Origin of the sequence: Amycolatopsis antarctica, from assembly GCF_002262875.1 — a bacterium.
GTDB classification, from domain to species: domain Bacteria; phylum Actinomycetota; class Actinomycetes; order Mycobacteriales; family Pseudonocardiaceae; genus Amycolatopsis; species Amycolatopsis antarctica.
On the sequence record NZ_NKYE01000003.1, the window covers coordinates 346,699 to 358,521 of the forward strand.

Here is an 11,823-nt window from a genome sequence, read left to right on the forward strand (position 1 = left end):
CGACGCCACAGTGCGGTGAGGCCGCATGCCGTACACGTACCGCAATGCCCCCTGCGACATAGCGCAGCGCACCCGTCCCGTGCAGCCCGACACCGGAAACCCCCGTCCGGCCAGGAACCAGATAGCAATGCCGCCCGGAGCCAGCCGTACCGCCAAGTCAATTGCCGAAGAGAACCGGACGTCGCAGCAGGGGAACGAACCAACCGCGACGTCAATCCGAACGCGACAACCAACCCGCACCGAGAAAAACGAAACCGAGAAACCCGTCCCGTGGGGAACTGTCGCTGGCGACAACAACGCAAAATGACCCGAGGAGCGACAGTTTCACACGGCCCGCCGAAGGCGTGCCCGAAACCGAATCATGCCCCCGGAGTACCCCACTGGCTCAAGACCGCCTGCCGCCCCGGCCTGCCCCGCGACGCCTTGTCCCCTCACTCCGCGACGCCCGATACCCTGCCGCGCCTGACCCCCGGCTTGCTCTGCGAGGCCCACCCCCCGGTCGGCCGCCTACCCCCCGGCAGCGTCGCCGGAACCGTTCCCGGACCCACCGCCCGCGTCAACGGCGGCGCGGACGGCCTCGACGATGGTGGCGCCCGCGACCTCGAGCGCCTCGGTGTTCCGCTGCGCCCTGCTGAGCACGAACGCACCCTCCAGGCTGGTGAGCAACGCGATGGTGAGCCTGCGTGAGGTCGCCTCGTCGAGCCCCCACTCGCGGAAACGTTCGGCACCGGTGGCGATCCAACTGTCGAACACGTCGGCCGTGGCGCGCCGCAGCGCCTCGTTGGTGCTGGCGACCTCCAGTGCGATGGTCGCGATCGGGCAGGCATCCGCGTAGTCGGTCTCGCGCAGGGTTTCCGCCGCACTGCTGAAGATCGTCTCGACGCCGGTGATCAGATCCGGGGCCGGGTCGAGGATCGCCTGGAAGAGCAGTTCGTACATCGCCCCGGACGAGCGGATGACCTCCTCGCCGAGCTGAACCTTGCCCCCCGGGAAGAAGTGGTAGATCGAGCCGAACGGCGCGCTGGCCGCGGCGACGATCTGTTTCAGGCCCGTGCCGGTGTAGCCGTTGCGGCGGAACAGTTCCGCGCTGGCGTCCATGATGCGGTTCTTGGTGCCGGCCACCGGCGTACCCCTTCGGTGTCGTTGCGATGCCCTCACAGCATACGGTAGCTTCTGACTAGAGCGATCTATCAAGTTGGCGTTTCGCGGTCCAACACCGCCCGGCAGACCGCCGGCCCGTCACGCGCAACGTTCGTCACGGAGCTCACAGGGGAGTGACCATGCCGCAGGTCGAACTGTCCGCCGGGACCATCGAGTACACCGACACCGGAGGCGACGGCCCGGTACTCGTCCTGCTCCACGGGCTGACCATGGACGGCTCGCTGTGGGACGAGGTGGTGGCCGAGTTCGGCGGCAGCTTCCGCTGCGTCCGGCCGACCCTCCCGCTGGGCGGGCATCGCATCCCGATGCGCCCCGGCGCCGACCTGACCCTGCGCGGCATCGCCCTGCTCACCGGCGAGTTCCTCGAACGCCTCGACCTGCACGAGGTGACGCTCGTGCTGAACGACTGGGGCGGCGCGCAGATCCTGCTCGCCGAACAGCGCGCCGAGCGCGTCGCACGCCTCGTCCTCACCTCCTGCGAGGCCTTCGACAACTACCCGCCCGGCATCCCCGGCAAAGTCATCGGCATCGCCGCACGCCTGCCCGGCGGTCTCGCGCTGATGCTGCGGACGCTGCGCCTGCGAGCGGTACGCCGAGCCCCCGCGTCCTGGTCCTGGCTGATGAAAGGCCCCATGCCGCACGCGCTCATGGACCGCTGGTTCGCCCCCGCCACCGACGACCCCCAGATCCGCGGCGACCTGCGACGCTACGCACTGTCCATCCCGTCAAGGCAGACCCTGCTCGAATGGGCCGAGCGAATGCGCACCTTCACCCGGCCCGTTCTCATCGCCTGGGCCACCGAGGACAAGATCATGCCCATCGAGCACGCCCACCGGCTCGCCGCCCTCTTCCCCGACGCCCGCCTGATTGAGATCGCGGACAGCTACACCCTCATCCCGATCGACCAGCCCACACGGCTCGCCGGGATCCTTTCCCGGTTCGTCGCCGAGACACCGATCAGGACTCCCGGCGCAGCGGCGTATCCGTGTCACCCGGAGCGTCCGGAGCAGACGGATCACGGTGCGCCCGCTCACCGAAGACGAGGTTGAGCAGAACGGCCGCGATACAACCCGCGCTGATGCCCGAGCCCAGGACCGTCTGCACGCCGGGCGGGAAACCGGCGTAGAAGTCCGGCGCGGCGATCGGAATGATGCCGATCCCCAGCGACGCCGCCACGATCGTCACGTTCGCCGGACGGTCGAACGAGGCCTTCGCCAACGCCCGGATACCGCTCACCGCCACGCTGCCGAACAACACCAGCCCCGCACCGCCCAGCACCGGCTGTGGCACCAGCGCAACGATGCCGCCCGCCACCGGGAAAGCGCCCAGCAGCACCAGGATCCCACCGCTGACCGCCACCACGTAGCGGCTCGATATCCGTGTCAACGACACCAGGCCGACGTTCTGCGCGAAGGCCGTACAGGCGAAACCACCGAACACCGTGCTGACCGAGGTCGCCAGACCGTCCGCCCGCAGACCGTCCGCCAGCGTGCGCTCCGTCGCCGGACGATCCACGATCTCGCCCAGCGCCAGGATGTCCGCGGTGCTCTCCGCCATCACCACCAGCATCACCACGATCATCGACAGCACCGCGGCGACATCGAAACCCGGCGCACCGAAGTGAAACGGCGACACGATCCCGAACGCGGGGGCGTCCCGCAGCGTCGACCCGTCCACCATTCCCAGCGGCCACGCCACCAGCGTGCCCGCCACCAGCCCCAGCAACAGCGCCACCCGGCTCCAGAACCCGGACAGGAACCGGTTCAACCCCAGCACCAGAATCAGCGTGACCCCGGCCAGCAGCAACCCTTTCGGCTCCACCCGGTCCTGCTGATCCGACACCCACCTGATCGCCACCGGCAACAGCGACACCCCGATCAGAGTGATCACCGTGCCCGTCACCACCGGCGGGAAGAACCGCGTCAGCGACGCGAAGAACGGGGCCGCCAGCACCACGAACGCCCCGCCTATCAGCGTCGCCCCGTAGACGAAACCCAGCGCCTCGCCCGGACTGTGCTGCTCCGCGATCGCCAGCACCGGGGCCACCGTCGCGAACGTCACCCCGTTCACCAGTGGCAACCGCGCCCCGAACCGCCACACCCCGAGTGTCTGCAACAAGGTCGCCAAGCCCGCCGTGAACAGGCTCGCACTGATCAGCAGACTGAGCTGCCCACCGGAAAGGCCCACCGCCGCGCCGATGATCAGCGGCGGTGCCACCACTCCCGCGTACATCGCGGCCACATGCTGCAGGCCGCCCAGAAGTAGTTGCGGGACCGGTGGAATCCGATCCACCGGATGCGTTTCGGTGTGCGGCGGCATGATGCCTCCAGGGTGTCGCTCAGAACGCTTCGAGCGTGTGCCAGGCGAGACCGGGATCCCCGGCGTCGTCCCGCGTCACGGTCCCCTCGATGAGCCCGTACGGCCGGTCGGCCGCGAAGAAGACCTCGTTCGGATTGTCCAGGCCGAACGAGGACAGGTCGACCAGGAAATGGTGCCGGTTGGGCAGAGACAACCGGATCTCGGCCAGCTCGTCCCTGGCGGCCAGCGCCGCCTCACCCATCGCGTACAAGGTCTGCTGCAACGACAGGCTGTGCTTGTTCGCGAACGTCTCCAGCAGCGCCCGGCGCACCGCGGCGAAACACGCCGACCAGTCCGCCGCCGCCCCGTCCCGGTACCGCCAGCGCGCCGTGACCGCCGTCGCCAGGATCCGATCCTCCGTCTCCGGCAGCGTCGTGTACTCGTCGCGCGGGAAACCGTGGAACTCCGAACCGGTCGACTTCAGCACCACCAGACCCGACAGCCCGGACACCACCCACGAGGAATCCCCGTCGATCGTCACCGCCGTCGTCCGCCGCTCCTCACCACCCCGGGAGAACGCGTGATCGTGCGGCGAACCGTCCACCGTGATCCGGTCCCACGGATGCTCCTCGACCAGAATCCGCGCACCCGTGATGTGCTCGAACCCGTCCACGAAATGCCTGCCCACGCGCAGCGCGAAATCCTCCAGCTCATGCACCCCGTGCTGCTTCGCGAACGCGTACACCGTGTTCTTCTGCGTGTCCGTGGCCACCACATCGGCGTTGTCGCCGGACAGGTGCGTCGCCTCCAGCCTGCCGCGCAAAGCCGTCGACACCGTCAGATCACGCAGACGATGCACCGGGCCGTCCCGGCCCACGGTCACCATGCGGATCTCCGCCTTGCCGTACTGGTTCGGACCGAGACGAACACCCATCGTCGGATCAGCTCCCGCGGTAGGTCGAGTAGGAGAACGGGCTCAGCAGCAGCGGAACATGGTGATGCGACACCGGATCGGCGATCCGGAAACACACCGTCACCTCCGGGAAGAACGCATCGGGGCCCAGATACTCACCGGTGCCGAAGACCAGCCGGTACACCCCCGCCGAAAGCTCCTTCGGGCCGAGATCACGCACCCGGCCATCCACATCGGTACGTCCCGACCCGACCTCCGCTCCCGCCGAATCCTCCAGCCGCACCGGAACACCCGCCGCTGGACGGCCCAGCGCCGTATCCAGCACATGCGTCGTCACAGTGCCCATGCCGCCTCCACGGGAGAGAGTGTGTCGGCGGGGCTCATGCCGGTACCGCCTTCTCCAGGCGCAGCAACGCGATCGCGGCCAGCTCCCGGCCGGCGACGCGCAGCTCGGTCTCCGGATCGTTGCCCATCCGCGAACGCAGATCCGCAAGCAGCTCCCCACCGGAACGCCCGTTCGCGCACACCAGATACACCTGGCCGAATCGTCGCTCGTACTCGGCGTTCGCCGCCCGGAACTCCGCCACCGCGGCATCGTCCACACCGGACTGCTCCGAACGCGACCATCCCGCCGACGGACTCGACCGCACCGGCCGCTCACCGATCCGCGGATGATCCGCGATCGCGGCACGCACCTCGTCCGGCACCAGCGGATCCGCGGCCCGCCGCGCCGCGGCGAGCAACTCCGCGCGATCGGCGTAAGGACGGCCCGCGAGAACGGCATCCGCCCAGCGCGGCACCGCCAGGCACGTCAGCAACAGTGGCCGCACCCGCGCCACGCCCGCGGCGTTGAACTCGGCCAGGCCGAGTTCGGCCACCGCACCGGAACTGGCTGGCATGAGCGGCTCCTCGGCGTGACGACGACGTGGCGACGACGTATGCGAACGCGTGACGATGCCAGCAGACGCTACGACCGCCGCGCCCGCGCGTCAACAAAGTGTTGAAACCAACTCACAATCGGCCGGAGCCTGTCACCCGGTGTCGCGATTGAGGTAGTTGTACACCGTGAACCTGGTGACGCCGAGTGCCGCGGCCACGCCCTCGACGGCGCCGCGCAGGGTGAACGCGCCCCGTTCCTCCAGCATCCGCACCGCCCGTTGTTTCGCCGGCCGGTCCAGCGAGTCCAGGCTGCCGCCGAGTTCGCCCTCGATCTCCAGGATCAGCCGCTCCAGCGCGGTGGTGAGATCCGGCCCGGGCAGCCGGACGGCAGCCACCTCGACGCCATCCCACACCAGCGGCACGTCACCCGCCCGCCGCTGCGCCACCGGGACCAGCTCCGCCCCGATCCGCTCCAGCAGAGGGATGACCGCCTCGACGAGTGGATGCTCGGTGCCCATCGTTCAGCCTTCGCCCGGACGGCGGATCTGGACGGTGAACCGGGTCGCGCCCGCGTCCATGGCGGCCCTGGCGATGGCGGGCAGGGCGGCGAGCACAGCGTCCGCGTCCCCGTGCGCGGTCGTGCCCAGCGGCCCGAAATCCGTGCCGAGTCCGGCGCCGTCCGCGGCTTCCCTGGCGCGGATCGCGTGCGCCGGTGGCTCGCCCTCGCCGCGGAACGGCTCGCTGGTGAACTCGGCTTCCAGTTCCATGAACGGCACGGTATCTGTTCTAGTGGTGAACCGGCAGTGCCGGAGACAGGACCGACGGTGACCGTCAGGAGAGGGGAACGGATGTCCGGCTACGACACGGTGTTCCGGGCGTCGCGGGCGATCACCACGGATGGTGAGCGGGCCTGCGAGGTCGGTGTGCTCGGCGGCCGGATCGCCGCCGTCGAACCGCTGGGCGCCGGGCTCGGCGGCACCCGGACGGTGGAGTTCGGCGACCAGGCCGTACTCCTGCCCGGCCTGGTCGACACCCACGTGCACGTCAACGATCCCGGCCGGGACGAGTGGGAGGGCTTCGAGACGGCCACCCTGGCGGCGGCCGCGGGCGGCGTCACCACCATCATCGACATGCCGCTGAACAGCCTGCCGCCCACGGTCGACGTGCCTTCCCTGGCAGCCAAACGGGCCGCGGCGAACGGGCGGATCCACGTCGATGTCGGTTTCTGGGGCGGCGCGATCCCCGGCAACCTGGGCGAACTCGCCGAACTGCACGGCGCCGGTGTCTTCGGCTTCAAGTGCTTCCTGCTGCACTCCGGCGTCGACGAGTTCCCGCCACTGGAGCCGGACGGACTCGAACACGCGATGCGCACGGTGCGATCGCTCGGCGCGCAGCTCATCGTGCACGCGGAGGACGCGGGGACGATCGAGGCGGCGCCGGACGCGCACGGCGTCCACTACGGCGACTTCCTGCGTTCCCGCCCGCCGGAGGCGGAGGACCGCGCGATCGAGCGCGTGCTCGACACCGCCGCGCGCACCGGCGCCCGGGTGCACATCCTGCATCTGTCCTCTTCGGACTCACTGGCCAGAATCGCCCGCGCCAGAGCCGACGGCGTCGAGGTGACGGTGGAGACCTGCCCGCACTACCTGACGTTCACCGGCGAGCAGATCGCCGACGGGGCGACCCAGTTCAAGTGCTGCCCCCCGATCCGGGAGGCGGGCAACCGGGACCGGTTGTGGGAGGGGCTTGCCGACGGCCTGATCGACTGCGTCGTGACCGACCACTCGCCGTGCACCCCTGAGCTGAAACGCCTCGACACCGGCGATTTCGGCCTCGCCTGGGGCGGTATCTCCGGTCTCCAGCTCGGCCTGGCCGCCGTGTGGACGCAGGCCCGGGAACGAGGACACGCCCTCGCCGACGTCGTCCGGTGGATGTCGGCCGCCCCCGCCGCGCAGGCCGGATTGCGGCGCAAAGGGGCGATCGAGGTCGGCCGCGACGCCGACCTCGCCGTGTTCGCCCCGGAGGAGGAGTTCCTGGTGCGGGCCGAGCGACTGCGGCACCGCAACCCGGTGAGTGCCTACGACGGACGGACCCTGCGTGGCGTGGTGCGCGGCACCTGGCTGCGCGGTACCGAGGTGGACGGTGTGACCGCCGCCGGAACAATGCTGATCAGGGAAGGATGAACATGGCGGAGCAGGAACGTCCACTGTGGACGAGCAAACCGGATCTGGCCTCGCGCCGGGTGGGCGGTTCGGTGCTGTGGGCGAACGACGAACTGTTCGCCGAGCGGGAGAACCTGATCCGTCCGCAGGCCGCGGAGTTCCAGCCGTGGAGCTTCGGCCACAAAGGACAGGTCTATGACGGCTGGGAGACCCGCAGGCGCCGCGAGGACGGGTTCGACCAGGCCGTGGTCCGGCTCGGCCTGCCCGGCGTGCTCGCCGGTGTCGTCGTCGACACCGCCTTCTTCACCGGCAACTATCCGCCGTTCGCCTCCATCGAGGCGTGCGGGGTGGAGGGGTACCCGAGCCCAGCCGAGTTGTCCGCCGCCGACTGGCAGACCGTGGTGCCCAAATCGCCGCTGAACGGCGACAGCGAGAACTTCTTCGCCGTGGCGAGCGACCACCGTTTCACCCACGTCCGGTTGACGATCTACCCCGACGGCGGGGTCGCCCGGCTGCGCGTGTTCGGCACCCCGGTCGCCGACCCGCGCTACCTGAACCCCGCGGCCATGGACCTCGCCGCGCTGGAGAACGGGGCCGAGATCGCCGGGTGCAGCAACATGTTCTACTCCGCACCCGCCAACCTGATCTCGCCAGGACCGGCCACGGTGATGGGTGAGGGCTGGGAGACCGCCCGACGCCGCGACCAGGGCAACGACTGGGTGTCGGTCAAACTGGCCGGGCCCGCCGTGCCCTGGCTGGCCGAGCTGGACACCAGCCACTTCAAGGGCAACGCCCCCGGCTGGGCCTCGCTCAGCGGCTGTGACGCGACGAAGTCCGATGTGGACGATCCGGCCGCCTGGTTCGAGATTCTGTCCCGCACCCGGCTGCAGCCCGACACCCGGCACCGGCTGCTCGTCGACGGCGCACGCAGGCTCACCCACGTGCGGCTGGACATCTACCCGGACGGCGGCATGGCGCGTTTCCGGCTGCACGGTGCCCTCACCGAGCGGGGACGCGACGAACTCACCGACCGGTTCCACGAGACGCTGCCCCGCGCGCACGCGGCCGAGATCGGCTGATCCTCCCCGGCGCCGGGCTCAGCCGGGACCCAGCAGCCTGCGGTGCTCGACCATCACGCACCGGTCCATCACCACGTCCAGCCCTGCTTCGAGCGCCAGGCTCGCGGCCGGCTCGTGCCAGAGCCCGAGTTGCAGCCACAGCGTGCGTGCGCCCGCGTCGACGATCTCCGCCGCCGCCGCACCGATCGTGTCGACGCGGCGGAACGCGGTGACCAGGTCCGGCCCGCCCGGCACCTCGGCGACCGAGTCGTAGACGGGCCTGCCGAGCAGTTCCTCCAGCCGGGGGTTCACGAAGTGGACGTCGTATTCGGTGCCGGTGATCAGGTAGCGGGAGATCTCGTTGCTCGCCCTGGCCGGGTTGGCCGAGGCCCCGACGACGGTCACCGACCGGGTGCGCCGGAGCAGCTCGCGCACCCGGTCGTCGCCGGGCGGTGTCCAGGTGAACGCGGCCGGGTCGTCCAGCGTGACGGCCTCGGCGGGCGGTTGTGCGGTCATCGATCGCCTCCTCCTACCGGCCAGCGTAACCGCGTCCTGACGCGACGCGGGGAACACGCGAGCGGTGGATCGTGTTGACACCAGGTGAATCCGCACGAGTGCCGCTCTGTGCGCGGCACCTGGCAGACAAAGGAGTGCGACGTGACGGACACGCGAGCCACCACCGCGCCGGGCGGGGTCTTCCAGCTCGGCGGTGACCTGCCGGTGCACCGCCTCGGTTATGGCGCCATGCAGCTCACCGGCAAGGGGGTCTGGGGTGAGCCGTCCGACCGGGGACAGGCGATCGACGTCCTCCGGCGTGCCGTCGAGCTCGGCGTGAACTTCATCGACACCGCTGATTCGTACGGTCCGTACGTCAGCGAGGACCTCATCCGCGAGGCCCTGCGCCCGTACCGGGAGGACCTGGTCATCGCGACGAAGGGCGGCCTGGTGCGCACCGGGCCGGACCAGTGGATCCCCGTCGGCAGGCCCGCGTACCTGCGCCAAGAGGTGGAGATGAGCCTGCGCAGGCTCGGCACCGACCGGATCGACCTCTACCAGCTCCACCGCGTCGACCCGGAGATCCCGATCGCCGACCAGGTCGGCGAGCTGGCGAAACTGCGCGAGGAGGGCAAGATCCGGCACATCGGGTTGTCCGAAGTGGACGCCGAGCAGATCGAGGAGGCGGGGCGGACCGCGCCCATCGTCTCGGTACAGAACCTGTTCAACCTTGCCGATCGCCACCACGAGGCCGTGCTCGACTACGCGGAGAAGGAGAACATCGCCTTCATTCCGTGGTTCCCGATGGCCACCGGTGAACTCGCCAGGGCGGGCAGCGTCCTGGAGGACGCGGCGACCGAACACGGCCGTTCTCCCGCGCAGCTCGCGCTCGCCTGGCTGTTGCGCCGCTCGCCGGTGGTGCTGCCGATCCCCGGCACCTCCTCGGTGGCGCACGTCGAGGAGAACATCGCCGCGGCGGACATCGAACTGACCGACGCCGAGTTCGACGCGCTCTCCGCGCTGGCCTGACCCCGCGAGGCCCCGGCCCGCCACCGCTCAGCCCATCAGCATGCGGATCCGGCGATCCCGGTCCTCGGGGGTCTGCCGGGGACAGCTCGTGCACTTGTCCTCATCGGTCGCCTCGTAGACCAGGCAGCAGGACGCCCTGCGCACCACCCGTGACCGGCCCACGTCGACGTAGCGCGGCGGCGGCAGACGCTCACCCGCGGCCTCGGCCAGCGTCCCGGCGAGCGCCTCCGCGTGCTCGGGCGCGCCGGTGGCCATGCCCGCCCAGAGCAGCCGGTTCGCCAGCGAGTCGGTGGCGATCGCCCACAGCGCGGGCGGTGGGGCGTCGATCGCCGGGGACAGCGCGTCCACCACCTCGGCCAGCGCCTCGCCGACCGCCCGGCCCGCAGCCACGGGATCGGTGCCGAGCACCCGGTCCGCACTGGCCCCCGGGAACCGGCCGTCCGGCAGTTCGTGCAGCCGGGTCGAGCGCAACGCCGGGTCCAGTGCGATCCCGGTCGCCGCCAGCGACTCCGTCACCGGCGCCAGCAGCACCGAGGACGCCGAGTACCAGCGGATCGTCCCCAGCACCCGTGCCGGGGCGGTTCCGTGCAGCGCGCGCGAGACCGCGAGCTGTTCCCGCCACCACGAACGGTCGGCCAGCGCGGTCGCCGGCAGCGGCGAGGTGCCCGCCCCCTGGCTGCCCGCGTGGTACGGCATCCGCGCGGCCAGCACCCGGTACACCTGCGCGGCACCGACCCCCGCCGTCATCGTCCCGGCTCCACGGCGCGGTATTCCGAGACACGGAACGCGGCCGTCACCTCGATCGGTTCGCGCACCTCGTCCAGCCGGGCCAGCCGTTCGCCGCGGTGCAGGTGATGGGCGTTCGGCCCCATACCGATCGCACGGCGCACATCGGCGGGCGTCAGCGTCATGGTGAACTCCCGTTCCGCGTGACCGGTCCGGGCGAATCCCTCGCCGAGGGTCGCGTCCAGCCGCCGCTGCTTGTCCCCGTCCACCTCCAGCAGGTCCACCAGCCCCGCCAGCTCGGCAAGGTGGCCGGGGCCGGGGGAGACGACCAGCAGTGCCCCGCCGGGGGCGAGTACCCGGTGGAACTCGGGGCCGTTGCGCGGGGCGAACACGTTCAGCACCAGGCCGGCCACCCCGGAGGCCACCGGCCAGGGTTCCCACAGGTTCCAGACCGCCGCCCCGATCCGGGGGTGCGCCCGCGCCGCGCGCCGCAGGGCCGCCGCCGACACGTCCAGCGCCAGGCCGTCGGTACCGGTGGCGTCCAGCACGTGCGCCAGGTAGTGCCCGGTGCCCGCGCCCGCGTCCACGGTCAGGCCGTGGTCGCCGGTGAGCGCCGCGGCCCGTTCGGCCACCAGTTCGGTCAACGGCGCGTAGTGGCCAGCGCCGAGGAACTCCACCCGGGCGGCGACCATATCGGTGGTGTCCGCCGTTCCGGCCGGGATCTTCGCATGCAGCAGGTTCACGTAACCCTGCCGTGCGAGGTCGAAGGTGTGCCCGGACGGGCAGCGCAGCGTTCGCTCCAGCAGATCCAGACCGGCCGCGCAGACGGAGCAGCGCAGGGCGCGGACCACCCGGTCAGGCAGGGGTGGACGGCCGTCGGCGTGCATGTCCCCATTCGACCACGCCGCACCCGCCGCGATCCGCCCGAGACCCCGGCGACGGGTGCCGGGCGACGAACACGTTTCGTGAACGGACAAGCATCCACGTCGTGCCGGAAACGTGCGCGTAACAAATCCGGGGGCGTGGTTCACAGTCAGGAAACGACAGACGCCATCCGGCGCAACAACGCTTTTCCATGATTCCTCACCAACCGCAGATCGCC

General features: G+C 70.6%; 14 protein-coding genes. 4 read left to right on the top strand and 10 right to left on the bottom strand.

Annotation, left to right across the window (positions count from 1 at the left end; genetic code table 11):
- Positions 1 to 507 precede the first annotated feature (507 nt).
- Positions 508 to 1,122 carry a TetR/AcrR family transcriptional regulator gene (locus CFN78_RS07555; protein ID WP_094861866.1) on the bottom strand — a complete coding sequence of 205 codons (615 nt, stop codon included), beginning with the start codon at positions 1,120 to 1,122 and terminating at the stop codon, positions 508 to 510.
- Positions 1,123 to 1,280: 158 nt separating this feature from the next.
- Here CFN78_RS07555 and CFN78_RS07560 point away from each other — a divergent pair, with 158 nt between their 5' ends.
- Positions 1,281 to 2,210, top strand: a complete 930-nt coding sequence (locus tag CFN78_RS07560) for an alpha/beta fold hydrolase (RefSeq protein ID WP_094861973.1) — start codon at positions 1,281 to 1,283, stop codon at positions 2,208 to 2,210.
- Here the strand turns inward: CFN78_RS07560 and CFN78_RS07565 are convergent.
- From CFN78_RS07565 to CFN78_RS07590, 6 genes are all read right to left on the bottom strand, one after another.
- Complete coding sequence (locus CFN78_RS07565) at positions 2,119 to 3,480, bottom strand: nucleobase:cation symporter-2 family protein (RefSeq protein ID WP_094861867.1); 1,362 nt, start codon at positions 3,478 to 3,480, stop codon at positions 2,119 to 2,121. The two genes, CFN78_RS07560 and CFN78_RS07565, sit on opposite strands and share 92 nt — an antisense overlap.
- 19 nt (positions 3,481 to 3,499) lie before the next feature.
- On the bottom strand, positions 3,500 to 4,393 hold the full coding sequence (pucL, locus tag CFN78_RS07570; protein ID WP_094861868.1) for a factor-independent urate hydroxylase: 894 nt from the start codon (positions 4,391 to 4,393) through the stop codon (positions 3,500 to 3,502).
- A 7-nt stretch (positions 4,394 to 4,400) separates the two neighbouring features.
- Positions 4,401 to 4,718 carry a hydroxyisourate hydrolase gene (uraH, locus tag CFN78_RS07575; protein ID WP_094861869.1) on the bottom strand — a complete coding sequence of 106 codons (318 nt, stop codon included), beginning with the start codon at positions 4,716 to 4,718 and terminating at the stop codon, positions 4,401 to 4,403.
- Positions 4,719 to 4,752: 34 nt separating this feature from the next.
- Entirely contained in the window at positions 4,753 to 5,271 is a 519-nt protein-coding gene (uraD, locus tag CFN78_RS07580; RefSeq protein WP_094861870.1) for a 2-oxo-4-hydroxy-4-carboxy-5-ureidoimidazoline decarboxylase, read from the bottom strand.
- Positions 5,272 to 5,403: 132 nt separating this feature from the next.
- Positions 5,404 to 5,769 carry a helix-turn-helix domain-containing protein gene (locus CFN78_RS07585; RefSeq protein ID WP_094861871.1) on the bottom strand — a complete coding sequence of 122 codons (366 nt, stop codon included), beginning with the start codon at positions 5,767 to 5,769 and terminating at the stop codon, positions 5,404 to 5,406.
- Between the two features lie 3 nt (positions 5,770 to 5,772).
- A complete protein-coding gene (locus CFN78_RS07590; RefSeq protein WP_094861872.1) occupies positions 5,773 to 6,018 on the bottom strand; it encodes a hypothetical protein in 246 nt (81 codons plus the stop codon).
- Between the two features lie 81 nt (positions 6,019 to 6,099).
- On the opposite strand from CFN78_RS07590, the gene allB reads away from it, so the two are divergent.
- Together allB and alc are read left to right on the top strand one after the other, a co-directional pair.
- Positions 6,100 to 7,434 carry an allantoinase AllB gene (gene allB / locus CFN78_RS07595; RefSeq protein WP_094861873.1) on the top strand — a complete coding sequence of 445 codons (1,335 nt, stop codon included), beginning with the start codon at positions 6,100 to 6,102 and terminating at the stop codon, positions 7,432 to 7,434.
- Positions 7,431 to 8,492, top strand: a complete 1,062-nt coding sequence (gene alc / locus CFN78_RS07600) for an allantoicase (RefSeq protein ID WP_165777475.1) — start codon at positions 7,431 to 7,433, stop codon at positions 8,490 to 8,492. Before allB ends, alc begins: the two co-directional genes overlap by 4 nt.
- A gap of 18 nt (positions 8,493 to 8,510) precedes the next feature.
- On the opposite strand, the gene CFN78_RS07605 is transcribed toward alc, so the two are convergent.
- Positions 8,511 to 8,987, bottom strand: coding sequence for a CoA-binding protein (locus CFN78_RS07605; RefSeq protein ID WP_094861875.1), 477 nt, complete (start codon positions 8,985 to 8,987; stop codon positions 8,511 to 8,513).
- Positions 8,988 to 9,128: 141 nt separating this feature from the next.
- Between CFN78_RS07605 and CFN78_RS07610 the strand changes: the two genes are divergently transcribed.
- Positions 9,129 to 9,995 carry an aldo/keto reductase gene (locus tag CFN78_RS07610; RefSeq protein ID WP_094861876.1) on the top strand — a complete coding sequence of 289 codons (867 nt, stop codon included), beginning with the start codon at positions 9,129 to 9,131 and terminating at the stop codon, positions 9,993 to 9,995.
- A gap of 27 nt (positions 9,996 to 10,022) precedes the next feature.
- On the opposite strand, the gene CFN78_RS07615 is transcribed toward CFN78_RS07610, so the two are convergent.
- Positions 10,023 to 10,742 (bottom strand): (2Fe-2S)-binding protein, encoded by a 720-nt coding sequence (locus CFN78_RS07615; RefSeq protein ID WP_240519320.1) that lies wholly within the window; start codon positions 10,740 to 10,742, stop codon positions 10,023 to 10,025.
- Complete coding sequence (locus tag CFN78_RS07620) at positions 10,739 to 11,608, bottom strand: putative RNA methyltransferase (RefSeq protein ID WP_094861877.1); 870 nt, start codon at positions 11,606 to 11,608, stop codon at positions 10,739 to 10,741. The genes CFN78_RS07615 and CFN78_RS07620 overlap by 4 nt, the downstream gene beginning before the upstream one ends.
- Between the last annotated feature and the right edge of the window lie 215 nt (positions 11,609 to 11,823).

What these genes read in the sequence shown, in the direction of transcription:
- CFN78_RS07560 (WP_094861973.1), top strand. Translation starts at nt 1,281, where the DNA reads ATGCCGCAGGTCGAACTGTCCGCCGGGACCATCGAGTACACCGACACC.
- allB (WP_094861873.1), top strand. Translation starts at nt 6,100, where the DNA reads ATGTCCGGCTACGACACGGTGTTCCGGGCGTCGCGGGCGATCACCACG.
- uraD (WP_094861870.1), bottom strand. Translation starts at nt 5,271, where the DNA reads ATGCCAGCCAGTTCCGGTGCGGTGGCCGAACTCGGCCTGGCCGAGTTC.
- CFN78_RS07605 (WP_094861875.1), bottom strand. Translation starts at nt 8,987, where the DNA reads ATGACCGCACAACCGCCCGCCGAGGCCGTCACGCTGGACGACCCGGCC.
- pucL (WP_094861868.1), bottom strand. Translation starts at nt 4,393, where the DNA reads ATGGGTGTTCGTCTCGGTCCGAACCAGTACGGCAAGGCGGAGATCCGC.
- CFN78_RS07565 (WP_094861867.1), bottom strand. Translation starts at nt 3,480, where the DNA reads ATGCCGCCGCACACCGAAACGCATCCGGTGGATCGGATTCCACCGGTC.
- CFN78_RS07590 (WP_094861872.1), bottom strand. Translation starts at nt 6,018, where the DNA reads ATGGAACTGGAAGCCGAGTTCACCAGCGAGCCGTTCCGCGGCGAGGGC.
- uraH (WP_094861869.1), bottom strand. Translation starts at nt 4,718, where the DNA reads ATGGGCACTGTGACGACGCATGTGCTGGATACGGCGCTGGGCCGTCCA.
- CFN78_RS07585 (WP_094861871.1), bottom strand. Translation starts at nt 5,769, where the DNA reads ATGGGCACCGAGCATCCACTCGTCGAGGCGGTCATCCCTCTGCTGGAG.
- CFN78_RS07620 (WP_094861877.1), bottom strand. Translation starts at nt 11,608, where the DNA reads ATGCACGCCGACGGCCGTCCACCCCTGCCTGACCGGGTGGTCCGCGCC.
- CFN78_RS07615 (WP_240519320.1), bottom strand. Translation starts at nt 10,742, where the DNA reads ATGACGGCGGGGGTCGGTGCCGCGCAGGTGTACCGGGTGCTGGCCGCG.
- alc (WP_165777475.1), top strand. Translation starts at nt 7,431, where the DNA reads ATGAACATGGCGGAGCAGGAACGTCCACTGTGGACGAGCAAACCGGAT.